The following is a 24,166-nucleotide window of genomic DNA, read 5'->3' on the forward strand; positions in this document are numbered from 1 at the left end:
AGGAGAACTTCGAAGAAAAGACATGTTATATCATTACATTTTATATTAAAAATTGATATATAATCATATATTATGGAATAGTATAAAGTTATCAAAACAGATATACAAGTCATTTTTTTGCATTTTTCTTGAAATTCTATGACTTTTATATTCTTTTATGTACGAAAACCCCTTTTTTGCGGCTACGTAAATAGTGCATTACACGGTTAACAGGTGTATGCAATCTCTGTACGAGCCGCTCAAAGGGATTTTCGGGGTTCTTTCTTAATCCTGTCTTTCGCTCTATATCTTGTTCATTGGAAGTCGCTTATGGGATTTTTGTAAAATCCTCACTTAAGTACGGAGTTCACCGCAGCAAGCGCGTCGATCAGACCATATCCGTAACCATTGTTCGGTGAAGTCCGATACTGGCTGTCTGTCAGCGGTGTCGCTGTTTTTGAAATAACATCCTCCAGTTGATCCACAGTCAAAGATGGTTTGGCCTGAAGCAGTAATGCTGCTAATCCGGCAGTATGCGGGCCTGCCATGGAGGTACCGTTCCATCCCCCCTCATACACTCCGCCCGGTACAGAAGAACGGATGTTTACACCAGGAGCCGAAATTTCAGGCTTCACTTCGCCATAAGGAGAAGGACCGCGCAGCGAGAAGCTGGCCAGCTTGTTGTTAACGTCCGTGGCTCCTGTCGCATAAGCTTCCGGCAGATTCGCCGGATTGGCTACAGACCCAGGTCCGCCCGGATTGGACAGTGTTGTGTTGCCGGCGGAGAACTCAGGGAAAATCTGAGCCGCTCTCCACGCCTTGGTGACTGGACGATACCATTCATCCAGGCCAGGTCCACCGCCCCAAGAGTTATTCACCACATCCGGTGCAAGCTCAGGGTGCTTTTTACCGTTTTTATCTACAGGAGCAAGAATCCACTGTCCACCGTCCAGTAAGATGGAGTCGGTGGTATCTGGATTGAATACTCGAACCGCAATCCATTTGGCGCCAGGAGCAACACCGATTTCATTCGTACCGTTGCTGTCCGAGCCAACGCTCGTACCCATCGTGTGTGTACCATGTCCATTTGAATCAGTTGGCAGAGATGCCCCGTTAACCGCATCATACCAGCTCAGCTCTGGATTCACGACTTGACCGGAAGCGTTCAAACCGCGCCATTTTCTTTTCAACGCAGGGTGAGTATACTCTACGCCCGTATCAAGATTGGCAACGACAACCCCTTTGCCGTCAATGCCTTTGGCCCACACCTGTGGTGCTTTGACTTTGGTAATATTCCATTCAACCCGGCTTGGCGTTACAGCATCCTTATACACGGATTCTTCCACCGATTTTTGCGCATTCTCTTCCGTCACAGCCGTATCTACAGCGGCTTGATCTGCAACCGCTTGGTCAGCTGTAGATTCCTCAACTACGGGCTGGGCATCCTTATCTATTTCTACCTTTTGCAGTTCCCGCTTTTCATCCGGTAAAATTTTGTCGATCTCAGGAAGTGTGGCGAGATTATCCATGACCTCTTTGGTGCTGGTTACCGCAAATGCGTTCACGATAAAGTAACTCTTGTACTTTTTGACGTTTCCGTTATTGACTTCCTTCTTTAAGTATTCTTCCACGGATTGTTGCGTTTTTTCTGCTGTATCCATGAGAGAGTTCACAACTGTTGTACGTACAGAAAGCTTGGCGGCAGCGGGTGAAATTTGCTCTGCAGAGGCCTTTTGGAAAGCATGCTTGGCAACTGACTCCGTATCCACCTGATCCTTCAATTTAACCAGATAGGTGACATACTCACTGGCACTGAATTGTTGGTTCAGCTTGGCTGAAACCTTGGCGGAAATGGTTGATCCTCCTGCTGAGGTGGCTGTGCTGGAATCTCCATATACCGGAGAAATTAGAGAAAAAGCAAGAAGAGCGGTAAAACTGACCGACAGCGTCTTTTTGATATTTTTCGACTTAATCAATACTTTCCATCTCCCTTTACTTGGTTTTTTAATTCTCAAGGACAACCTTCCGGCCAGCTACGTCAAAAGCTCACAAAATAGCCTCTGGTACTCACCTCCTTTAAAAAATATAGATTCCGCTGGGGTGAAATCCATAGGTCATCATTCTGAGGTGAAAAACCCTTGGTGCAGACCGCAAAGAACAAGCATAACGGGTAGGAACAGGTGAACAAGTTTGAAAATGGTAAGTGAAAAAAATGAAGAAAAAGGTAGGGTAAGAAACTAGAAGTGATCGAGGAGGTTGATAAGCAAGTATTAAAATACAATTTAAAACAGAAGAATGAAACATATGGTATCTTTTGAATCTAGTATAGTGTCATAAAATCAGATATTCAAGCATTTTTTTGAATTTTATTCCTTTTTTTCTTTAAGAAGAGAAAAATCTCTTCCATTTTCGAAGCAAATGCAACTCTTCATTGTGCACTTGGTTTCGGAGATTAGAAGAGATTTTTCGGCATTCAGCAACAAATTTAAAGAGTGTTATCTGCTGCTATTTACAGGTATGGGAACCGATACGGCTCCATCTGGAAAGGAAGATTTGGTTTGCTGCGATCTGCGACACAGACTCGTACATTCTCGGAAAGCCATTTGCCTGCATCCACAGCAATGATCCTGATTCACCAGCGCAAGTGCAGCTGTAAGAGCCTCTCCTGTATGTTCGAAAAAATGCTTTTGTCCAATCATGTCGTAGCATCCGGTTTTCTGTAGTAATGCCAGCGGTTGAGGCTGGAGTCCGGAAACAAGCACCGTCCCACCAGACTTCCGGTATTTCTGAATTAATGCGGTAAAGTTACCTTCTCCCGTCATATCCATAAAAGGGACCTTTCCCATACGCAACAACAAAATCCCTTGTAGGTGGTTAGTCTGACCTCCCACACCTGAGTTTTCCAATACTGAGGCTGCACCAAAAAATAGAGGGCCTTCCACATTATAAATAGCCACCTGCGGGCAATCATGCTGATCTGTGACCATATGCGCGCCTACTTTTTCATGTTTTACAGAAGGATCAGGAAGTACCTTGTCTACTGAAAGTGTATTGCTCATACGTTTGACAAACAATACAACCGCCAGAATTAAACCCACCTCCACAGCCGTTGTTAGCGTCGTAAAAACCGTCAGCAAAAAGGTGACAACCAGTACGATAGAATCCGCTGTCCGCGTTTTGAGAATGTGCGCAAAATGCTTGCGCTCACTCATATTCCACGCTACTACCATCAGCACCGGAGCCATACTGGCCAACGGAATATTAGATGCATAAGGTGCAAAAAGCACCAAAATGAGGAGCACCACGAACCCATGTACGATGCCTGACATAGGAGAAACAGCACCGTTACGGATATTTGTGGCGGTGCGGGCAATTGCACCTGTCGCAGGAATACCGCCAAACAGCGGTGTCAGCAAATTAGCAATCCCTTGTCCAACCAGTTCACGATTGCTGTTATGCCGGGCTCCCGTCATACCGTCAGCTACCACCGCTGAAAGCAGAGATTCAATAGCTCCCAGCATTGCAATAACAAGTGCTGGCGGTAAGAGTTTCACGATCAAATCCCACGTCATCACAGGAATATGTAGCTCAGGTAAAGATGCTGGAATTGCGCCATACGCAGATCCAATGGTAGCCACCTGCCCTGGAAAAAGTAAAGCTGCCACCAGCGTTGACAAGAGTAGGCCAACCAGTGAGCCGGGTATCTTGGGCCATTTTTTAGGCACCAAAATAAGCGCGGCAAGACAGATACAAGCCGTCAGGATACTATATACATTCAGTGAAGGAAGTCGATGGATGAGCTCTGCCATGGAAGGCAGAAAAGTTTCATGCCGCTCTACCCCACGCAAGCCGAGAAAGTTAGCAATCTGACCGCTGAATATCGTCACGGCAATTCCGGCTGTAAAGCCAATTGTTACTGGCTTGGGAATAAACTTAATCAGTGCCCCCAGCCTTAGCACACCCATTAAAATGAGCATAATGCCCGCCATAAAACCGGCTATGAGTAAGTTCTCATAACCGTATTGCATGACAATAGCCAGCAAAATCGGAATAAATGCACCTGTAGGTCCTCCGATCTGGAATTTGGACCCTCCCAGCAGCGAAACCAAAATTCCCGCAACAATGGTCGTATACAGCCCATATTCCGGCTTTACTCCTGATGCAATGGCAAACGCCATACCGAGCGGAATCGCCACAATCGCTACAATACTTCCGGAAATTAGATCCTTTCGCAAAGCCCCTGCGTTATAGCCTTCGAACCTTCCTATCCACTTCATTCCTGTAACCCTTCTTTTCTGTAATAGCATTACTTCTCGTTACGTATACCTTCCAGCAACGAGATAGCTTCGACCAAATGATTGTCAAAAATCCGCCGCGCTACCGCAAGCAGCTCCGTCAAAAGCGGATCACGTAGTGAATACACAACCGATGTACCTTCCTTGAAGCTGTTCACCAAATTTTTGGCCCGTAAAACGGCCAATTGCTGCGATACGGCAGAACCTTCGGAACCGAGCGCAGTCTGCAGCTCGTTCACATTCCGTTCTCCTTCACTCAGCACCTCCAAAATACGGATGCGCAGAGGGTGAGCCAATGCTTTGAAAAAGTCGGCCTTAAATTTCTGGAGATCTCCTTCCATGCCTGCTCCGTCCCCCTCACAGAATTGTCCTATAACGATCAACAATATCTGAATATTTGAATATTTAGTACAATAACAGCTTTGGGCCAATTGAACTATGATGTTACTCACACTTCACCATGAGTAAAGTCACATTCTCCCACACTTCTATCTTTCAGGGGTTGACAGCTTCCACAGGTTTCCATTAACATAGCAATTAACTTTAAGAAAAGGGGGCCGACAGACATGACCGAGCTTTACATGATAACGACAGACAGGCAGCATGATACAACCACATATTTGAGTTTTCGTCTCATCGGCCCCGTTCGGGCGACATGATGGGTGATATCACGCTGTCTGACGGCGTGATTAGCCAGGCTTTTTTATTTTTTTATGCTATTGGAAGAACAGGTTATTTTACGTATTTATGATGTGTTGATCATAAAATGTAATGACACTTTCGGTGCAGGAAGCCGCAGACGACAAGTCTGCGGTTTTTTTTGTTTTTTAAATCTTTTTATGCAAGTATTTATGAATTTACATGAAGAAGGGAACTACCCATTTAAATGAATATACAACATACAACCAACTCGTCCTTGCATGAAGGACCATACAGCCATCTGATGAAGCTTCCGGCAGGTGATCTAACCGTATATGCTTCTCAGCAGCTTTTCTCCTCACTGGATTACAAAGTGTTCGAGATGGCTAATAACAATTTACAAATTCCTGGTATCCGCTATATGGGATACACACCAGATGTACATGTAGGCGTCGGAACCTGCATCGGTACGACTGCTGTATGGGGAATGGAGGACGGCTATGTATCTCCCTCCATCGTCGGCAGCGATATTGGCTGCGGCATGCGCGTACACCTGACCAATTTGCACAAGGATGCTTTGAAGGAAACCAAGCTGCGACGCAAGCTGGTCAAAACCATCGACAAATACTTGCCCATGGAAGCTCACCAGCGCGGGCATTATTCGGATATCCGACTGGAGCATATTGTACGCAAGGGTCTACACGGCTTACCCAACAAATATATTCCGGACAGCTACACTCCTAAGAAATCCACCTCACTCACCCATGTAGAGCACAGTAAGTTCTCCTTTGACGAGGAGGTGCTGAATCTTGTCGAAGACCGTACATGGCATCGGGCTCACCGACAGCTCGGCACACTGGGTGGAGGCAATCATTTCGTCGAAATTCAGGCGATTGAAATCGCGGAGGAAAACCGCGAAACAGCTGAAGCGTGGGGTATGTTCGACGGTCAGGTAGCTGTGATGATTCATTCTGGATCGCGGGCTTGGGGTGGAGCAGTTAGCCAGGCCAGTTCATCTGCTATTGCCAAGACGATGAGCCGTCTCGGACTCGGTACCTCTGACCCGAAACTGGTATTCGCACCGCTGGACCATCCCGAGGCTGCACATTATGTCGATATGATGTATTCGGCGCTAAATTATGCCGTGGTGAACCGACATCTCATCGCATACTCGGTGCGTGAAGCCTTCCGCGATGTCTTTGATACAAAGTGCGAGTTGCGTACTTTGTACGATCTAATGCACAATTATGCTTGGGAGGAATCCCATCCGGATCACGGCAGCGTGTTTGTGCATCGTAAAGGTGCTACGCGTGCTCTTCCAGCAGGACACCCCGACAATCCACGGCCTTATCAGGCGACAGGGCATCCGGCCCTGATCCCCGGCTCTATGGGGACAGCTTCATATATTATGGTAGGTTTACCGGGCGGTCAGGATAACTTCCACTCCATTTGCCATGGAGCAGGCCGTATTCGTTCGCGTTCTGCGACCAAACGACTCGTCAGTGTGGACGATTTTGCAGGGGCCCTGGGTGTAGGGACAGAGGACGAAATTGTGGTCAATCAGGCATCACTGGAAAGCATTATCGACGAATCTCCGCAAGCCTACAAAAATGTAGATGATATTATCGAAAGTGTCACCGGGGCAGGACTCGCAGCAGTTGTAGCCAAATGCAAGCCGCTAGCCGCCCTGAAAGGAGCCAAATAATTTGAGTATAGACATCCCAGCTATTTACGAATTTGATGAACGTACAGATGGACGCATTACCGGTTATGCCGCTTATGCCCGTCTGATCGACGGTATCAGTGAAGCACTCTATAACCGCTACGGCGTAAAATACGTGCTGTATGCCAGCGATGATCCCAATATTGAGTATTGGGATCTGCTGGAGGAGGATATTCGTGCAGGCAGTCCCGATCTGGAGCATGTGGCACGGGTCTTCGATCGTTTGGAGGAACGCACCATCCAGTATGACGATGACGGGCCGACTCCTGAATATGGCGTGCATCTGTCGATGCGTAATAATGTATTCGCCTATCCCAAGTGGGGCATCGCACTGGCGCGAGTCCCCTTTTTCCGTGATAATGGCGTGTACAATGAAGATTACGTATTTGCGATAGGCGACCAGGAGTTGCAAGGCTTCCTTGCGGGAGTACGCGGTCGTGAACGTAAGCAGAATATGAAGCGTGTCACCGTTTTTACCGACACAAGCCGTGGACTTTCTCGGCAGGCAGAGCCGATAACCCGCGCAATTACGCGGGATGACGTGATTTTGAAAGCGGAAATCAAACGGGATATTTTCCGATCACTCGACCAGTTTTTTGAAGCGGATCGTACCTTCTATCAGACTTATAACATTCCTTACAAGCGAGGTATTCTACTATACGGCCATCCGGGCAACGGTAAAACAACACTTGTAAAATCAATTGCCAGCAGTGTACCGGGTCCGGCAGCCTACTGGCAAATTACGGAGTATACAACCAGTGAATCGGTCAAAGAGGTGTTCGAGGCGGCTACTCGCCTGGCTCCGATGGTACTGGTTATTGAGGACATTGATTCCATGCCTCAGGAGGTTCGTTCCTTTTTCCTGAATACCCTCGACGGCGCTACATCCAAGGAGGGCATCTTCCTGATCGGAACGACCAATTATCCCGAAAAAATCGACCCAGGTCTGATGAACCGGGCAGGGCGTTTCGACCGGGCTTATGAAATCAGTTTGCCTGACGAAACGCTGCGACTGGCGTATCTCAAGCTGCGCAACTTCCTTGTTTTTGCAGGGGAAACAGGTACACAGAAGGCGGCATCTATGACTGACGGGTTTTCGCTGGCACAGCTCGGAGAACTGTATGTCAGCACTGCTCTGGAATGGCATGAGCAGGGAAAAGCCGATATTGAACTGATTATCAAAGGTATGCGAGGCGAGCTCGATAAGAGCCGTAAGCAGGACTGGTTAAAAAATGTGGCCGAAGGACGAGTCGGGTTCTTCTGAATTATCCTTTCATTGCCTTATCAAGAAATTTATGTTACGTTTATAAATAATAAAGTATCGAAAGGGTGACCTTAAGCCAATGATCTACTAATCCTATTCCACCATAGAAAAAATCGTAATCTTACGAATTTTCTGGATAGGATTAGTGTAGGCTTTGGGTATTAACGATAAGGGCATTGCTTCTATGACGGGAGCAGTGTATCTTCTTGTTCGCACGTCTACCTCCTATCCAGAAACCAATGGATAAGGAGGTTTTTTGCATGAAAAGAATACTTGGAATTCTAATGATTAATATCTTCATCGTTATGGTGGGCGTTGGTTTAATTACCCCCATCCTGCCAGAACTGATCATTGAGTTTGGAGCCAGTGGGCGGGCGATCGGTTTATTGGTAGCTGCCTATGGCATGACACAATTCCTGCTCTCTCCCCTGACTGGACAGCTGTCTGATCGATTTGGGAGAAAGGCATTCATCGTCGTAGGTGTCATTGTTTTTGCTGTGGCTAAATTTATCTTTGCTATTGGAGATGAGCTGTGGATGCTGTATACCTCAAGACTTCTGGAAGGAATGGCAGCAGCCCTGATTGTTCCACCCATGATGGCATATGTAGCGGATATTACAACAACCGAAGAACGCGCCAAAGGAAATAGCCTGCTCGCCGCAGCCATGTCATTCGGATTTGTTATTGGACCTGGACTGGGTGGTCTTCTTGCAGGATATGGAACGAGAGTGCCGCTTTACGCAGCGACAGGTGCTGCTATGGTTGCTGTTATTTTTTCAGTGTTTTGTTTGCCTGAAAGTTTATCGACAGAGCAAATGAAAGCAGCACGGGCAAGAATGATTCAGAAGGAATCTATTTACAAACAATACGTGAGATCGTTGAAGTCAAAATATACGATGCTCTTTGTACTTGTCCTGGTGATGACCTTTGGGCTCGCTAATTTTGAATCTGTTCTTGGTTTATATGTAACGAACCGTTTCCAATTCTCACCTCAAAATATTGCTGTCATTCTGACCGCAGGTGCTGTGATCGGAGTCGGTATGCAAGCATTAGTTGTTGCTAAAATAATCAATAAGTTTGGTGAACAAAGGGTGATCAAAGGATCGCTTCTTTTCACCTCAGTTGCTTATATTTTATTTCTCTTAGCCAAAGATTTTTGGAGTATCTTCCTTGTCACTTCCCTTATTTTCTTTGCCACAGCTATGCTTCGTCCAGCTCTTAATACACAATTATCGAAGATGGCCGGGAATGAGCAAGGATATGTAGCGGGTATGAATAATGCCTATATGAGTGTTGGAAGTATTTTAGGCCCTACTCTAGCGGGATTTTTATTTGATACAAATCTGTTCGCTCCATTCATAGCAGGCTGTTGTATTCTGTTGATCACTTTTTTACTTACATTAAAATTGAAATAAAAGAGGACAACTGATGAGCAAAAGGCAGCTACGGGTTCGAGGCTTATTTTTCAATGCCCGGCTGTAGCTGCCTTTTTATTCAGTCTAAACGCTTATTATAATAACTACTGTAATCCCTTTTATTCCGCTTCCCCGCTCAGACGATTCAAAAACTGAATAGCCCGTGGACTGGTGGGCTGCTCCAGAACCTCATGCGGCGTACCCTGCTCAACGATTACACCCTGATCCATCAAAATCACATGGTCCGCAACCTCAGCTGCAAATTTCATTTCATGGGTGACAATGACCATGGTCATCCCTTCGGCAGCCAGTTGCTTCATCACCTTAAGCACCTCGCCTACTAACTCGGGATCAAGCGCGGAGGTCGGTTCGTCGAACAATAGTACCTCAGGTTCGACCGCCATTGCCCGGGCAATACCGACCCGTTGCTGCTGTCCTCCCGATAACTGATGCGGATAGGATTCCGCTTTATCAGCCAACCCCACTTTTTTAAGCAACTCCAATGCACGTTTGCGCGCCTCATCCTTGCTCTTTTTCTGAACCGTGACTTGTCCCTCCATCACATTTTGTACTGCTGTCATATGCGGGAAGAGGTTGTAGGATTGAAATACCATCCCTGTCCGCTTGCGCAGCGCCAAAATGTTTTCTTGCCGGAGCTTCGTTCCTTTCGCAAAATTCAGTGCAATATCCCCTACTTGGATCTCTCCTTGGTCAGGAATTTCCAGCAAATTCAAGCAGCGTAAAAGCGTTGTTTTACCAGAACCGGAAGGACCGATGATAACAAGCACTTTCCCCTTACCCAACGTTACGTCAACACCCTTAAGCACTTCTAGCGAGCCGAACGATTTGTGTATATTCCGAATTTGGATCACCGGTACAATCTCCTTTATCTGACGGAAAAACGGCCTAGTCGCTTCTCCAGGTAATTTTGCAGCACAGTCAAAATGGTGCTAAACAGCAGGTAAATAATCCCAGCCTCGGTATACACCAATAGCGGTTCGTATGTGGTAGCTACAATCTGGTTAGCCGTTCTGAACATTTCCACATAAGTGATGGTCGCAGCCAGTGAGGTATCCTTCACCAAGCTGATGAATGAATTAGCCAACGGAGGTACGGACACACGGGATGCTTGCGGAAGCACGATACGCCGCAATACTTGCCACCGCGTCATACCCAAAGAGTATCCCGCCTCCCATTGGCCTTCCTGAATGGATATGATAGCCGCACGCATAATTTCAGAGCTATAAGCCCCTACGCTGAGGGTAAAGCCGATCACTGAAGCAATAAACGGGTCCAGTGTAATACCCACGGAAGGTAAACCATAGAAAATAATATACAATTGCACCAGCAAAGGAGTTCCTCGAATCACCCATACATAGAAGCCGAAAATCAGCTTGAGTATTCTCCATTTGGACAGCCGGGCCAATGCTGTAACCAGCGCCAGCACGAGTCCCAGAGCAAAGGAGATAAGCGTGAGCGGAATCGTAAAAGAAACCCCTGCTTTTAGCAGAGGCAATAATGAATCCATAATGATTTGTATTTGGCGATCATCCATTGTACAGACATCCTTTGAAAAGATAGGTTTGAGAAGATTCGGTTCGACTTGGCGAACGTCTGGTCTTCATTTATTATTTGGATACGTCGGCTCCAAAATATTTCTCGGAAATTTTCAGGTACGTACCATCAGCCTTCATGTCAGCCAGCGCTTTGTTTACTTCCTTGATCAAATCTTCGCTACCTTTATTGAATACAGCTGCGCTGTGTGAAGCATCTGGAGATTCGTCCACCTTTTTGATGGGTGCGTCAGGCTTTTGCTTTTTCAGATCGAGATAGGATAATCCATCATTGACGGTCGCATCCACCCGTTTGGAAGTGAGGAGGTCGATGGCTTGGTTGAATCCCTCTGTTGCCACAATTTCCGCACCGTTGCTTTTCGCGATTTGAGTCAGGTTACTGGTCAGGGACTGCCCAGCCTTTTTTCCTTTTAGATCAGCAAATTTCTGGATGTCTGTATTGTCTTCGCTTACGATCAAAACTGCCTTGGAGACAATGTACGGATCGGAAAAATCATATTTTTGCTTACGCTCATCTGTAATGGATACTTCATTAAAAACCGTGTCAAACCGCTTGGAGTTCAACCCTGCGAATATGCCATCCCATTGCGTCTCGATAAACTCCGGTTGTACCCCCAGGCGTTTACTCACTTCAGTCGCAATATCGACATCGAAGCCTGTCAGTTTACCAGCAGCATCATGGTAGGTAAACGGAGCATAGGTACCTTCCGTGCCAATTCTTAGCTTGCCGCTTGCTTTTACAGATTCAAGAGTAGCTGTAGCAGTCGTATCTGCTTTTCCATTATTAGATCCGTTATCTCCGGTAGATGCATTATTGGTACTGGCGCCTTTATCGTTGTTACCGCAAGCCGAAACCAGCAATGCCATCACGATGAGTACAATCGGCAAAAAACTAAATTTTTTCATGGTATCCACACTCTTTCCCTTTTTCTTGATAACCTAGCACGCGGCTGGTCATTGAATAGTACATCATTCATTTTCACGCGTCAATGCTTTTATCCAATAATCCCTATGCAAAAGGTAAGTTATATATTTTTGTGGCCTATAATTATTCTAGGTTGACTCTTTCATTGGCAGGTTATTCATTATAACTCCCCTCACAGCAACTTTTTCTGTACCCTTACGTTAGAGATTTCGTATAATAGGTTTTAATATGCAGTTGAATCCATTTCATAAATGATTAAACCAACGAAATGTATATGACGTATAGACAAATTAAACCATTTTGATCTATATGTACTCCTTATTAAAGCTACTGAAGGTATTATGAAATAGATTCAGTCTAGAAATATACCGGAGTGTGACTATGGATACCCAAAATTCAACCTTATCCTCTACATCACCTGAAGGAAGTCACTCAGCCTGGGCTACCTTCACTTCACCTTTAAAACAATCCAAAGCGTTCACCTTGTTGTGGCTTGGACATTGGATCGCAATGTTGGGGAGCTCAGTCACCACAGTCATTTTGCCACTGGTTATCTATTCCCTAACAGGCTCGACTACTATCATGGGACTGGCGATGACTGTTTATATGCTGCCTAACGTACTTATTCTGCCTTTCGCAGGAATGATCGTGGACAGAATTGACCGAATTCGTCTCCTTCTGTTTACGAATATCGCCCGGTTTGGACTGATGTTCATTGCGGCGGTGCTGATGTTTACAGGCGGGATGAAATTACCGGTTCTATTCGTTGGCCTAGCGTTGTACGGATTGATGGACGGCATCTTTAATCCTGCTTATTCTGCCTTACGCGCACAGGTGTTTACACCGGACATACGTAATGCAGCTAACGCGCTTAGTCAGATCAGTATACAAGCCGTCCGTCTACTTGGCCCTCCGTTAGGAGGCTTCATTGTATCTTTTTCCTCACCGGGTGTCGGCTTTGGACTGGATTCTATCGCTTATCTGATATCTTTTGCCTGCTTTTGGATGCTGAGCTCTCATTTGGCCTCCATCATCGGCAAAGGTCAGGTAGATCCAGAACAGCAAGATCAGGGTGGACAGCATTTTCTCAAGGATTTTATCGCAGGCTTTACCATTCTCAAAAGCCATCCTTGGCTATGGATTACGATTCTTGCCTTTTCCTTCATTAATATTTGTTATTCAGGCATTATCGCTGTACTCATTCCGTGGCTGTTCAAGGTTCATCATGGCTACAATCCAGTCGTATACGGCATTGCGATGGCAAGTAGCGGCATTGGCGCCATGCTGGGGGCCTTTGTGTATGGATCACGCAAGCATTGGAAGCATCGCGGTCTGCTCGCTTACTTAGGAGCTTTTGTCAGCGGCCTTGCTTTACTACTATTGTCTGTAGTCACTTGGATGCCAGGACTGATTATGAGCATGATGCTCGAAGGATTTGGCATTATGATATTTGCGATTATCTGGGAGACAAGCCTTCAGGAATTAGTCCCAGCCGAGTCTTTTGGACGTGTAGCTAGTCTGGATCTAATGTTTTCCTTTGCCCTGCTCCCTGTCGGCTATCTGGCCGTAGGTGCTGTAGCGGATAAGCTTGGTGGTATGTTCACAATTGGCATGTTTGCAACCATAGGCATGTGTATCGTGCTCGGCGTTCTAAGTGTTCCTCATATCAGGCGTTTTCAATAGGAAAAATTCGTCACTTTTCCTCAAAAAAAGCTGCTCCCACAGGTTCATTTTCGAACCTTGCGGAAGCAGCTTCTTTCCATTTTTAGCCTTGTGCCCCATAGGGGCTAGTCTATTCAATGATTCGTAAAGTTAGCCTCTACTCCGTCCAACGGAACGGAAGATCAAGCTTACAATCACGACCAGCACAATCGCACCAATTAATGCAGGAACGATGTAGAACGATCCGATTTCAGGACCCCAGTTTCCCAGAATCAAGCTACCCAACCATGCGCCGATAAAACCAGCGATGATGTTACCTATCACGCCACCCGGAACATCACGACCTGCAATAATTCCTGCCAACCAACCAATAATACCACCAACAATCAATGCCCATAACCAACTCATTTTGCGTCACCTCGTTTAAGTTTTTATCGTTGTGTTCTATTATTAACCACTCGAACTCCTTTTGAACACACAAAAGACGATTGGTTAATATTACCACATAACGGAACACTGATTTAGGGACTTGATACCATCTTACGTGCCTCTACGACTATTTATACCCCTTGTGTGAAAAGTGTGTCTAATATGCGTTTATCCTTGTATTCCTGCTTTTTTTGTGCCATCCTCACATTATGGCTTCATTAATGTCACTTCATGCATAAGTTACAAAAATAACAGATTTTAAGGAGTGACCCCAACTGGAGTGTCGAGTAGGATGTGCCGCGTGCTGTATTGCCATTACGATTTCTTCCCCTATTCCCGGCATGCCAGATGGAAAACCAGCTGGCGTTCCTTGCCCTCAGCTCACTTCCGATTACCGTTGCCGATTGTTTGGCAAACCTGAGCGCCCAGTTGTATGCAGTGGATTCCATGCTGATGAGGATACGTGTGGAAGCACTAATGAAAAAGCATTTGAGCTGCTCAGAGAGCTGGAGGAGTCAACTTTACCGGGTAAAGCATAAGGAGAAGTTCATTCTATATGAAGGAGAATTTTAATTATGAATGTTATTGAAAAAAGAATTGCCGAATTGAAGCAATATCGGCCCGATCTTACCGCCCCGAAGGATATAGATTTATTCTGGGCCAAAACATTGGAAGAAGTCCACACCAAACCTGTACGTGCGTTCAAAGCTCCCGTAGAAACACCATATCCTCATATCCTTGCCTACCGGATTACTTTTGAGGGTGTCGATGATACGCCTCTGCATGCCTGGTATGTACGCCCCCGATCTGCCGGAGATCAAAAGTTGCCGTGTATCGTTCTGTTTCATGGCTATACAGGCGGAAAAGGCTATCCTGAAGATTATTCCTCTTGGCTCATGCTTGGCTTTGCTGTATTGGCAGTAGATGTACGTGGTCAGGGAGGAGAAACGGGAGACCGTCTGGGTGATCCTCACGGTACGGTTAAAGGCTGGGTAACGAAAGGAATATTGGACAAGGATACCTGCTACTACAAAACGATTACAACCGATGCCCTTAGAGCCGTAGATTGGGTAGCGGAGCAGTCGGATGTCGATTCGGCTAAAATCGCAGTCAGTGGCGCTAGTCAGGGCGGCGGACTTTCATTAATGGTGGCTGCGCTCAGCGATAAAGCTGCCATTACGGTGGCGGATATCCCCAATATGTGTCATATGGATTTTGGTATGATGAATTCTACCAGTTCACTGACGGAAGCTGCCGAATTCGCCAACCGATTCCCGGAGCATTTGGAGCAGGTACTACATACATTAAGTTATTTTGACGTGATGAATCTTGCTCATCGCATTCGTATACCGGTCATGGTATCGGTAGGGTTTAAGGATACTGTGTGTATGCCAGAGACGATTTTCGCCGCTTATAACCGCATTGAATCAGCGAAAACGATTGAAATTTATCCGTTTACTGGACATTGGGTTGAAGGCTTTCAAAGACGCAAGACGGCAGAATTTTTAGTTCAGCATTTTTCATAATTTGATTTTGAACGCTCGAAAGTAAAAATATGTAGAAGATTCCTCCGGTGCACAAAAAAAGAACACCACGCATCAACCTGCGTAATGTTCTTTTCTACTGCATCGGGACCAGTCCCGCTTACGCCAGACAAACTCCTCGAAACTTCACACTAAGCGCATCTTCAAATGTTACGATGCAGTTCGCTGTTCTGCTGCCGAATCCCCTGTCCATTTTCGCACCCAAACAAAATCCATAATCATCAGACCAAACGGGATGAAGGAGGCAAACATAATAAAAAGAGGCCGCCGTATAGACCAGTGCAGTGCTGTTTTTCCATAGATTAAAGCAACGAGGAGCAACAAAAAGCTCACCCGGTATATGTTACCAATCACCATAACCGCCTGGGTCATGCCCGCCGCTTGCAGGGGCTGGTGGGTGAATAGTATCGCCAAATAAGCTATAGCTTGAATCCAGAGCATGAGTCGGACACGCCCCAAAGGTGTTCTTAACACAAATTCAATCCCCTCTCCATAAGCAAGGATGTTCTCTCATCCTTTACACATCCTTTATTATAACGAAAAGGTCCCCAAACTCCAACCTATCCATTTTTGAGTTTTGACCTAATGAGTTGTGTCTGATACAGTTGTGTAAGAGGTGATTGCAAAATGCTTAAACTGGGTATACTGGACCAGTCTCATATTCCTGAAGGCGGTACTGCTCAGGATGCATTATCCAATACAACAGATTTAGCGCGTGAAGCTGATCAACTGGGATACAGCCGTTATTGGGTATCCGAGCATCATGCGTCCAAAACACTAGCGCACTCCAGCCCTGAGGTGCTGATTGCGCATTTGGCTGCTCATACATCACGCATTCGTGTGGGTTCAGGCGGTATTATGCTGCCACACTACAGCGCGTATAAAGTCGCCGAAAACTTTCGCTTGCTGGAGGCTCTCCATCCCGGACGCATCGACCTGGGAATAGGGCGTGCTCCCGGTGGTTTACCGCTGGCTACTCGTGCCCTGCAGGAAGGCAAGTACCAATCTGTCGAACAATATCCACAGCAGATTCTCGATTTAATCGACTACTTCCATGATTCGGTGCCTGACAATCATCGATTTGCCGGTCTTCATGCCTCCCCGATGATATCGACCGTCCCTGAATTATGGTTGCTCGGCTCCAGCGGAGAAAGCGCCAGATTGGCTGCGATGATGGGTGCCTCCTATGCCTTTGCCCAATTTTTCGGGACTCCAGGTGGTGTAGAAGCTACCGCACGTTACCACGAGCAATTCCAGCCTTCGATCCTGGGTGATAAGCCCCATTCCATGGCGGCTGTGACGGTGGCCTGTGCGGAAACCGAAGAAGAAGCTGAACAACTGGCGTCCAGTGCTAGTTTGTATTTCCTTTTGCTTATGCAAGGTAAAGAAATGAGTTCTCTTCCGTCGGTAAAAACAGCAATGTCCTATCCGTACACGGAGTTGGATCGTGAGCGGCTGCGTCAGTCCGCAGCATGGCGTGTTGTTGGTACCCCTGAACAGTGTAAGGAACAGCTGCTAAGACTGGCTGAGCAGTATCGTACTGATGAATTACTGGTCGTTTCATCCATACATGACTTTGATAAACGTGTTCAGTCCTACCGTCTGCTGGCCAAAGCTTTTGATTTGGTATAGACGCAGTTGAACGGAGGCTGAGCTTCAGAAACATTAAAACCCCCGCCTGCCTATGATGGCAACAGCGGGGGTTTGTCGTAGAGAAGGGTCCATTGGAACCAACCCCTCTGCACTATAGAAGTAATTCAAGCACCACAAAAGTCGAACATCATATGGTACTTTAGTAGTATATACACCGAAACTAAAGTGTCAGTCGTTACCTCCTAAAGTTCCAGTCCTCATATACCAAAGGCGCATATTCTATACTCCAAACCTTGGAAAGCTTGCACCCAAAAGTCCCATATCTTTACTCGTTCCGATAAAGTTAATAACGATTAAATTCTAAGGCTCTATCCCCCAAACCAGCTTACCCTGCTGATATACAGTGCCATGGTCCCAGTCTGCGAATGCTGTTTGGGTAGCACCATAGGAGTAATCGTTGGTCTCATCAAAATTGCTCCAATTTGCAGCATGAATACGGGGTTGAATTTCTCCGCTTTCCCCGCCGGGCTGAATCGTTCCCGCTCCATCTGTGAAAGAGATCTCCATATATTTATCAGCCTTAGCCTTTGGATTCGGCAATGTTACAAATGTTGCTTTTACCTTTTCATTGCCAATCCTGGCCCAGTCTACAAAAAACTGCTGAGCTTGTTTGCTTTCATCTGTGTAATAGTAGCGAATTTTTAGATCACTCAACTTCACAGCTGTTTTCCCTGTATTTTTGATATTAAATTCAGGACGGATTGCGTTATCCTTGGCGTTCGTGTCACCAGTGCGATACTGAAGCACAATCCCTTGATCGTTACTGCCTGGTGTACTTCCTCCGTTACCGTTATCGCCGCCGTTGTTGCCACCGCCAGTGTTGCCGCCATCTCCGCCGTTATTCCCAGCGTTGTTTCCGCCTCCACCATTGTTGCTGGAGCCTTCCAGAATCGCCTGTTTTACGAATTTTCCGGAAGCGGACAATTGTGAATCAGGCCATCCGCCCTTACGGTCAGCACCAGGCAACAGCGCAGCAGAGGTCTCATTTTTATCTGCCAGCGACCAGTTAGCCCAACTGATTCCACGGCTTGCAAGAAAATCAGTCCATACTTTGGATTCATTCAGGAACGGACCACCGTTACCCGAAGCATCGCTTGTACCCCACTCGGTAGCAAATATGCCCACGCCTTTGTTCAGCGCATAATCGACCCGATCGCGCAAGTACTGTCCATGCGTACCCGCATAGAAATGTACGGTATACATTGTATTCTTGTCTGGAAGTGGATGGTCTGCTGCATCATGTACATCCTGACTCCATGTGCCTGTTCCTACAATAATAATATTGTCCGGGTCCTTAGCACGAATAACCTGAGATACCTCAGACGCATAAGGTCGGATTTGATTGTTCCAGTTCACATTCCCATTCGGCTCATTGGCAAGCTCATAGATTACGTTAGGCAAATGGCCGTACTGAGTCGAAAATTCATTAAAGAAAGCTTTGGCTTCTTTTTTATGAATGTTCGGATCGCCATCTGAGAGAATGTGCCAGTCAATAATGACGTACAAGCCCAGCTTCTGTGCTGCCTCAATCGCTTCCTTCACTTTATTTTTCAAAGAAGGATTGGCGATATAACCATCTTCTTCAGTGTACAGTGCAACCCGGAATACGGAAATGCCCCAATCGTCCCGTAGCCATTTCATAGAGTCCTGATTTACCAGATCCCCAAACCATTGAACGCCGTGAGAGCTAATACCTTTGAGTTGTACAGGTTTACCATTTTTATCCACCAATTTACCATTCTTTACTGAAAGTTGTCCGTAACGTTCCACAGGGGTCGTCCCAGCAGCCTCTGCTGTTTGCGTATTCCAGTTGAATCCGTTCGTTAACGTTAACAGTAATACTGCTGTTAGCATCACCGCTACTCTTTTTGCGATCCTTGGCAGGATCCATTGCCCATTCATCATTTACACATTCCTTCCTTTTTATAAAGTAGATGAGACTTATCAGTACGTTGTTCTCTGCTCTTTCGTCCCCTCCTTCATGCAGCAAGAGGATCAGGTCCAAACATAGATGTCACTTACCTGTATATGGATGATACTACTATTATAGTTAGTTTCATGTTACATTTCGACTTTATGATAGAAAATGAACAGGAAGTCACGGTTTTGGGATGTGTTCTGCTTAGTTGGCTACTATAGAGTACTAAAGGGACAAAAGACTCATTTAACAATTGAAAAATTTGGAGAATTTTAGTTGTTTAATAAAAAAAGACTGCTTCCCGATGCCTTGGCTCGGTATAGCAGTCTTATAGATGATCTTATATGTGATCGAATAATGTTACAAATATCGTCTTAACGTATGATCTCCCTATTACCCCTGAGCGGTTGCTTGAGGCTCTTTGGTCGTCTGATCTTCCTTCATATCGCCGCCATCCGTCGCTTGCTCTGTCAGTACAGTCTCAGATGAGTTACCTATTACCTTGTCAATAAGTTGCAGCCAAGGTTCTTCACTACCTCCACAGCTCTCAATATCTCCGAGCAGGGACTCTAGCGTGGTTCCTTCTTCTGGTAAATCAATAACTAAACTGTCTTCGTCAACTTGGATGGTGCAGCAGGTTTTCATTGTAAATCCCTCGCTTAATTCATATTTGAGCATGCAGTAAGCTAGCTCAGATGGGATGAACTCCCATGGATTCCGGGATAAGCCCTTTGAATCCGTCTGAAATTATAAACCTAATGCACATCAATTGCAATGAACAAACCTTGAATTTTTAAGAATTAGCGAGTGTTACAGGCAGGAATGGATATCTAAACGAAGTGTTCGCGCCAGTAATTTTGGATTTATAGAATTAGTTCAAACATTCAGCAAGCTCCGTAAAGATCACTCCAAGCGCATAAGCCCCCGCGTCTGGATAACCAAGGCTTCTCTCTCCGACCGTTCCGGCACGGCCCATGCGCGCCACGATGTCTTCCGTCTTTTTGGCCCCTAATACAGCGGCTTGAGCACCTCTTACAAAGGCTGCCTTCACATCAAAATCTAATTTTGCGCTCTCCAACCAGCTATCTGCACATGGCACTAATGCATCTATAAGCGTTTTATCGCCAACGACGGCTCCTCTGCCGAAAGAACGTTCGCCTGTCGATTGTATGCCTTGCACCGCAGCCTGCATCATATCCGCGAATTCGGAAACGGTGAGTTCGGTTCGTTCGCCCGCAGATCGTGCCGCTGCGCGAAATGCTGAACCCCAGATCGGACCCGAAGCGCCACCGCAATATTCCATGATGACGAGCGAGCATGAATGAAGAAAGGCTCCCATCGTCAAAGAATCTTGATTCAGGATGTCTCTCCATTCCCGTTTTAGCTGACGAAATCCCTTAGCAACGCTCATGCCAAAGTCGCCGTCGCCTGCATGAGAGTCAAGATCGCAGAAAGGTACCTCATTCTTGATGATAACCTCGCTCATCTTATCTACTAAATAGATAAGATTGTTCAACGTAACTTTGTTGTTCTCAATAACCGCTAAGGCTGGGTCCGTTTCCACCGCAAAGGATACTTGCCGCTTTTCGTCTGCTACAGTTGAAATATCCGTGAATACGACATGATCAACAGGTCCAGCCACCTTGAACGCAGGTGCGTTGCTTTCATGGGAAAGGAGCGTTTTCAGTTCGTTGTCCAGCTTCATGATGGAAACCGAGATACCTGCCATATCGATACTCGTCATATAATTGTTGACAAAAGTGCGATCGATCGTGATCCCCTTCGCTGCTAGTTCGCGAGTGACCGAATGATTGAAGAGGTACAGTTCTTGCAGAGGCGTACCGCCGAAACCATTGATCAACAGGGCTATTTCTCCGCTGAATCCAGTTTCAATCTGCATGTCTCGAAGGAGATCGGTTACCATTCTGCCTGCCAACGTATCCGCATCCGTCAGCTTCTCACGGCTGGTCCCAGGCTCGCCGTGAATGCCGACGCCGTACTCGATTTCATCATGCCCGAGCTCTAATGTTGGCGTGCCCTTCGCCGGCACGGTACACGAAGTCAATGCGAATCCGATACTGCGTACATTCGCAGCAGCTTTCTCGGCCACTGCTTTAACTTCCGCCAGACTCCGGCCCTCTTCCGCCGCTGCACCCGCGATCTTATGGACGAGTACCGTTCCCGCCACCCCGCGCCGTCCGACCGTATATAGGCTGTCTTCTACAGCGATGTCGTCTTCAACCTTTACATAGTCCACTTCCAGACCGTCTTCAGTGGCCAGATGGGCGCCGTTTCTAAAGTTCATAATATCGCCGCTGTAATTTTTAATAATCAGTAGCGCACCTTTTTTCCCGGTTGTCGCTCGGATGGCCTGATATACTTGAATTTGTGAGGGAGAGGCGAAGACATCACCGCAGACTGCGGCATCGAGCATCCCTTTGCCAACAAATCCGGCGTGGGCGGGCTCATGACCGCTACCACCGCCGCTGATGAGCGTTACTTTCTCCGCGTTCAATTCCTTTTTTTTGAGCACTTTGTATTTTGGCAGAAATTCCAGCTCGGGATGCGCGAGCGCAATACCGCTGCACATCTCAAGGACCAAATTTTCCGCACGGTTGATGACCTTTTTCATGCTACTTTACCTCCGCTTTGTACTGGCTCCCGATACGGTCGGCCGCAGCGATTGCCGCTGCAACCTGCTCCACTGTGACCGGAAACGGCATGGAATGAATCGATTCCTCCAGAATGCAGGCCTTTGCAGCTACTTCCATGAGTTCTTCCTGGCTGATATGATCGACGCCAATATCAGCCAAGCAGACTGGTAAACCGACGGCTAAACAGAAATCCAGTACCTGATGTAATTCTTCCGTCGGTGCATTTTCGAGCACCAGCTGTGCGATCGTGCCGAATGCAACTTTCTCCCCATGATAATAATGATGCGTGCCTTCCAAAATCGTGAGTCCATCATGAATCGCATGGGCCGCCGCAAGTCCGCCGCTCTCGAAGCCGAGGCCTGAGAGTAAAATATTAGTTTCAATGATATTCTCGAGTGCTTGCGTAACCTGGTTTTCATCACATGCCGCTTTTGCTTTGGCACCGTCTTTCAACAGCATTTCATAACATAGCGTTGCAAGTGCAATCGCCGCATTTGTACCTACTGCTGGCGCACACTGTCCTTCGCGTACTCCGTTAGGCAGTCCGGCATTGACCCTGGAGTAAGAACGGGAGGTCGCACGGGCTTCAAAGTAAGTCGACAGTGCATCACCCATGCCTGATACGAGGAATCGGGTTGGTGCATTGGCAATTACGGTGGTGTCGACTAATACGACATTCGGACTTTGCTTAAAATAGGCGTAATCATCGAAAGCACCTTCCGGGGTGTAAAGAACGGCCGAGTGACTTGTCGGTGCATCCGTCGCAGCAATCGTTGGACAGATGATAAGCGCTTCCCCTTGGGCCACGCATTTCGCCGCGTCGATCGCTTTCCCACCCCCGAGACCTACGATACAATCGCATCCATTCGCAGTAGCAATTTCCTGAAGTCTAGACACTTCTTGTCTGGAACACTCGCCCATAAAACCGCTTTCAATAAAGGTCACGTTATATTTACCCAAAGTGGAATCAAGCTTATCTTTTACCCGCGCCACATCGGCAGGATGCGCAATCAGTAAAGCGGATTTGCCGAAGGTGCTCACATAGTAACCCAAATTCAACAATTCGTTTTCACCTTGTACATATTTGCTTGGGCTGATAAAAGCTTTTCTCATCTATAATTCCTCCTTATGATTGTGTTGGCTTCGTTCTGATTAAAACTATAACCGAACCATGTAAACTTTACATTGGAGGAATCAAGGAATATATTATAATCTACAATCGTATTTTTTTGCACTAAAGATCACGAATTGTACTTTTTTGTTATCGCTTACAGTATATTTTACCATTAAGGGATGAGAATCTTGATACGTGAACATTTGAGCATCCAGAAAATCTTTGATTTGAAAAAGTGGGAGCAGTTGCAGGATTCATTAGCATCCGTTACCCAATTAGCCATTCTCACTGTCGATTATAAAGGGAATCCCGTAACTAGCCACAGCCAATGCCAATCGTTCTGCAAGAAGGTTCGCCAGGATGAGAATCTCCTTCCCTACTGCCAAAAATGTGACTCTCGCGGTGGACTTGAAGCGGTGCGTTCCAACAAACCTTATATTTATCTCTGTCATTATGACATCGTCGACATCGCGGTACCGATCATTATTGACGATAAGTACATCGGCGCTGTCATGGCAGGTCAGGTCCGCTTAGCTGATCCTTCGAGTGCCCTACAGCTGGAGCAAATCCTCACGTCAAAAAATGAAAAACTGTACAGTTCCAAATGGGAGGAACTTAAGAACGACTACGCCGATCTGCCATCCATGACCTATCAGGAAATTCAGACGATCTCCAACATGTTATCCTTATTGTGTAATTATATTGTTGAAGAAGCCATGAACAAAAATCTTCTCGCAGAAATGTTCGAGAAGGCGTCGGCCACACAGTCCACTCCACAGCTGTCCGAGATCCTTCCTGGCTACTCGCTGGAGCATATCGAAAGCCTTAAGAAAGAAATGAATAATTTCTTAGCAGATGCCTATCTGAATTCCTCAGGAGATGTGAATATTCCGTGCGGAAATCCCGTACTAAAACCCGCCTTTGAATATATTTTTGAGCACAAGGGTGAAACTTTTTCTCTCAAAGCCATGGCTGACTTGTGCCACATTAGCCCAAGCTATTTTAGTCGGCTGTTTGCCAAGGAAACGGGGGAGAACTTTTCCAGCTATCTTTCCCGCCTGAAGATTAAATGGGCGAAGCAATTGCTCGAAGCTACAGATATTCCTGTATCTCAGATCAGTAGCGAGCTCGGCTTCAATGAGCCGGGGTATTTTATTAAAATATTCAAAAAGTATGAAGGCACAACGCCCGCGGTGTATCGAAAGTATTACAAGGGATAAAAACGAAAAACAGATGATTCACGGGTCTAACATCACCATGATCATCTGTTCATATTGTTCTGCTCAAGTTGCGTATCCAGCTCGTGCTTCTCAGGCTGCCTGAGATTATGTTTTGCGTTCAATCACCATCCCCTTTTTATCAGCAATTTTTATGGAAT

The 24,166-nt window shown here is 46.4% G+C and carries 20 protein-coding genes; 8 read left to right on the forward strand and 12 right to left on the reverse strand.

What is annotated here, in order from left to right; translation table 11 throughout:
* Window positions 1-329: 329 nt before the first annotated feature.
* The 3 genes from KAI37_RS19050 to KAI37_RS19060 all read right to left on the reverse strand — a co-directional run bounded on the left by KAI37_RS19050 (window position 330) and on the right by KAI37_RS19060 (window position 4,615).
* On the reverse strand, window positions 330-1,955 hold the full coding sequence (locus KAI37_RS19050; RefSeq protein WP_071642353.1) for a S8 family serine peptidase: 1,626 nt from the start codon (window positions 1,953-1,955) through the stop codon (window positions 330-332).
* Window positions 1,956-2,474: 519 nt separating this feature from the next.
* The gene (locus tag KAI37_RS19055) at window positions 2,475-4,256 is read right to left on the reverse strand and encodes a SulP family inorganic anion transporter (protein ID WP_071642355.1); all 1,782 of its coding nucleotides are present in this window, start codon (window positions 4,254-4,256) and stop codon (window positions 2,475-2,477) included.
* A gap of 29 nt (window positions 4,257-4,285) precedes the next feature.
* On the reverse strand, window positions 4,286-4,615 hold the full coding sequence (locus KAI37_RS19060; protein ID WP_013311437.1) for an ArsR/SmtB family transcription factor: 330 nt from the start codon (window positions 4,613-4,615) through the stop codon (window positions 4,286-4,288).
* 545 nt (window positions 4,616-5,160) lie between these two features.
* Here KAI37_RS19060 and KAI37_RS19065 point away from each other — a divergent pair.
* The 3 genes from KAI37_RS19065 to KAI37_RS19075 all read left to right on the forward strand — a co-directional run bounded on the left by KAI37_RS19065 (window position 5,161) and on the right by KAI37_RS19075 (window position 9,315).
* Window positions 5,161-6,618, forward strand: a complete 1,458-nt coding sequence (locus KAI37_RS19065) for an RtcB family protein (RefSeq protein WP_220030027.1) — start codon at window positions 5,161-5,163, stop codon at window positions 6,616-6,618.
* Window position 6,619: 1 nt separating this feature from the next.
* Entirely contained in the window at window positions 6,620-7,900 is a 1,281-nt protein-coding gene (locus KAI37_RS19070; RefSeq protein ID WP_071642357.1) for an AAA family ATPase, read from the forward strand.
* A 260-nt stretch (window positions 7,901-8,160) separates the two neighbouring features.
* A complete protein-coding gene (locus KAI37_RS19075; RefSeq protein WP_220030028.1) occupies window positions 8,161-9,315 on the forward strand; it encodes an MFS transporter in 1,155 nt (384 codons plus the stop codon).
* Between the two features lie 119 nt (window positions 9,316-9,434).
* On the opposite strand, the gene KAI37_RS19080 is transcribed toward KAI37_RS19075, so the two are convergent.
* From KAI37_RS19080 to KAI37_RS19090, 3 genes are all read right to left on the reverse strand, one after another.
* A complete protein-coding gene (locus KAI37_RS19080) occupies window positions 9,435-10,187 on the reverse strand; it encodes an amino acid ABC transporter ATP-binding protein (protein ID WP_068942063.1) in 753 nt (250 codons plus the stop codon).
* 14 nt (window positions 10,188-10,201) lie between these two features.
* Window positions 10,202-10,870, reverse strand: a complete 669-nt coding sequence (locus KAI37_RS19085) for an amino acid ABC transporter permease (protein WP_104496092.1) — start codon at window positions 10,868-10,870, stop codon at window positions 10,202-10,204.
* 73 nt (window positions 10,871-10,943) lie between these two features.
* Window positions 10,944-11,795 (reverse strand): amino acid ABC transporter substrate-binding protein, encoded by an 852-nt coding sequence (locus KAI37_RS19090; RefSeq protein WP_023989826.1) that lies wholly within the window; start codon window positions 11,793-11,795, stop codon window positions 10,944-10,946.
* Window positions 11,796-12,195: 400 nt separating this feature from the next.
* Here KAI37_RS19090 and KAI37_RS19095 point away from each other — a divergent pair, with 400 nt between their 5' ends.
* Window positions 12,196-13,497 carry an MFS transporter gene (locus tag KAI37_RS19095; RefSeq protein WP_220030029.1) on the forward strand — a complete coding sequence of 434 codons (1,302 nt, stop codon included), beginning with the start codon at window positions 12,196-12,198 and terminating at the stop codon, window positions 13,495-13,497.
* A 129-nt stretch (window positions 13,498-13,626) separates the two neighbouring features.
* On the opposite strand, the gene KAI37_RS19100 is transcribed toward KAI37_RS19095, so the two are convergent.
* Entirely contained in the window at window positions 13,627-13,884 is a 258-nt protein-coding gene (locus KAI37_RS19100; RefSeq protein ID WP_023989828.1) for a GlsB/YeaQ/YmgE family stress response membrane protein, read from the reverse strand.
* 296 nt (window positions 13,885-14,180) lie between these two features.
* On the opposite strand from KAI37_RS19100, the gene KAI37_RS26555 reads away from it, so the two are divergent.
* Window positions 14,181-14,444 carry a YkgJ family cysteine cluster protein gene (locus tag KAI37_RS26555; protein ID WP_181127251.1) on the forward strand — a complete coding sequence of 88 codons (264 nt, stop codon included), beginning with the start codon at window positions 14,181-14,183 and terminating at the stop codon, window positions 14,442-14,444.
* A gap of 36 nt (window positions 14,445-14,480) precedes the next feature.
* Window positions 14,481-15,431, forward strand: a complete 951-nt coding sequence (locus KAI37_RS19105) for an acetylxylan esterase (protein ID WP_220030030.1) — start codon at window positions 14,481-14,483, stop codon at window positions 15,429-15,431.
* A 168-nt stretch (window positions 15,432-15,599) separates the two neighbouring features.
* Here KAI37_RS19105 and KAI37_RS19110 read toward each other — a convergent pair whose 3' ends face one another.
* Window positions 15,600-15,923, reverse strand: a complete 324-nt coding sequence (locus KAI37_RS19110; RefSeq protein ID WP_016324638.1) for a DUF3817 domain-containing protein — start codon at window positions 15,921-15,923, stop codon at window positions 15,600-15,602.
* 153 nt (window positions 15,924-16,076) lie between these two features.
* On the opposite strand from KAI37_RS19110, the gene KAI37_RS19115 reads away from it, so the two are divergent.
* The gene (locus KAI37_RS19115; RefSeq protein ID WP_029515656.1) at window positions 16,077-17,081 is read left to right on the forward strand and encodes an LLM class flavin-dependent oxidoreductase; all 1,005 of its coding nucleotides are present in this window, start codon (window positions 16,077-16,079) and stop codon (window positions 17,079-17,081) included.
* 321 nt (window positions 17,082-17,402) lie between these two features.
* Here KAI37_RS19115 and KAI37_RS19120 read toward each other — a convergent pair whose 3' ends face one another.
* The 4 genes from KAI37_RS19120 to KAI37_RS19135 all read right to left on the reverse strand — a co-directional run bounded on the left by KAI37_RS19120 (window position 17,403) and on the right by KAI37_RS19135 (window position 22,787).
* Complete coding sequence (locus tag KAI37_RS19120; protein WP_220030031.1) at window positions 17,403-19,007, reverse strand: cellulase family glycosylhydrolase; 1,605 nt, start codon at window positions 19,005-19,007, stop codon at window positions 17,403-17,405.
* A gap of 406 nt (window positions 19,008-19,413) precedes the next feature.
* Window positions 19,414-19,665: a hypothetical protein gene (locus tag KAI37_RS19125; RefSeq protein ID WP_071642371.1), complete on the reverse strand. Its 252-nt coding sequence runs from the start codon at window positions 19,663-19,665 to the stop codon at window positions 19,414-19,416.
* Between the two features lie 226 nt (window positions 19,666-19,891).
* Window positions 19,892-21,652 (reverse strand): dihydroxyacetone kinase subunit DhaK, encoded by a 1,761-nt coding sequence (dhaK, locus tag KAI37_RS19130; RefSeq protein WP_220030032.1) that lies wholly within the window; start codon window positions 21,650-21,652, stop codon window positions 19,892-19,894.
* 1 nt (window position 21,653) lies between these two features.
* A complete protein-coding gene (locus KAI37_RS19135; protein ID WP_220030033.1) occupies window positions 21,654-22,787 on the reverse strand; it encodes a glycerol dehydrogenase in 1,134 nt (377 codons plus the stop codon).
* A gap of 189 nt (window positions 22,788-22,976) precedes the next feature.
* On the opposite strand from KAI37_RS19135, the gene KAI37_RS19140 reads away from it, so the two are divergent.
* Window positions 22,977-24,008: a PocR ligand-binding domain-containing protein gene (locus KAI37_RS19140; RefSeq protein ID WP_220030034.1), complete on the forward strand. Its 1,032-nt coding sequence runs from the start codon at window positions 22,977-22,979 to the stop codon at window positions 24,006-24,008.
* The last annotated feature ends 158 nt before the right edge of the window (window positions 24,009-24,166 follow it).

Source organism: Paenibacillus sp. S25 (assembly GCF_019454085.1).
Lineage (GTDB): Bacteria > Bacillota > Bacilli > Paenibacillales > Paenibacillaceae > Paenibacillus > Paenibacillus polymyxa_B.

What these genes read in the sequence shown, in the direction of transcription:
- KAI37_RS19055 (WP_071642355.1), bottom strand. Translation starts at nt 4,256, where the DNA reads ATGAAGTGGATAGGAAGGTTCGAAGGCTATAACGCAGGGGCTTTGCGA.
- KAI37_RS19060 (WP_013311437.1), bottom strand. Translation starts at nt 4,615, where the DNA reads ATGGAAGGAGATCTCCAGAAATTTAAGGCCGACTTTTTCAAAGCATTG.
- KAI37_RS19065 (WP_220030027.1), top strand. Translation starts at nt 5,161, where the DNA reads ATGAATATACAACATACAACCAACTCGTCCTTGCATGAAGGACCATAC.
- KAI37_RS19075 (WP_220030028.1), top strand. Translation starts at nt 8,161, where the DNA reads ATGAAAAGAATACTTGGAATTCTAATGATTAATATCTTCATCGTTATG.
- KAI37_RS19085 (WP_104496092.1), bottom strand. Translation starts at nt 10,870, where the DNA reads ATGGATGATCGCCAAATACAAATCATTATGGATTCATTATTGCCTCTG.
- KAI37_RS19090 (WP_023989826.1), bottom strand. Translation starts at nt 11,795, where the DNA reads ATGAAAAAATTTAGTTTTTTGCCGATTGTACTCATCGTGATGGCATTG.
- KAI37_RS19095 (WP_220030029.1), top strand. Translation starts at nt 12,196, where the DNA reads ATGGATACCCAAAATTCAACCTTATCCTCTACATCACCTGAAGGAAGT.
- KAI37_RS19100 (WP_023989828.1), bottom strand. Translation starts at nt 13,884, where the DNA reads ATGAGTTGGTTATGGGCATTGATTGTTGGTGGTATTATTGGTTGGTTG.
- KAI37_RS19105 (WP_220030030.1), top strand. Translation starts at nt 14,481, where the DNA reads ATGAATGTTATTGAAAAAAGAATTGCCGAATTGAAGCAATATCGGCCC.
- KAI37_RS19115 (WP_029515656.1), top strand. Translation starts at nt 16,077, where the DNA reads ATGCTTAAACTGGGTATACTGGACCAGTCTCATATTCCTGAAGGCGGT.
- KAI37_RS19120 (WP_220030031.1), bottom strand. Translation starts at nt 19,007, where the DNA reads ATGATGAATGGGCAATGGATCCTGCCAAGGATCGCAAAAAGAGTAGCG.
- KAI37_RS19125 (WP_071642371.1), bottom strand. Translation starts at nt 19,665, where the DNA reads ATGAAAACCTGCTGCACCATCCAAGTTGACGAAGACAGTTTAGTTATT.
- dhaK (WP_220030032.1), bottom strand. Translation starts at nt 21,652, where the DNA reads ATGAAAAAGGTCATCAACCGTGCGGAAAATTTGGTCCTTGAGATGTGC.
- KAI37_RS19135 (WP_220030033.1), bottom strand. Translation starts at nt 22,787, where the DNA reads ATGAGAAAAGCTTTTATCAGCCCAAGCAAATATGTACAAGGTGAAAAC.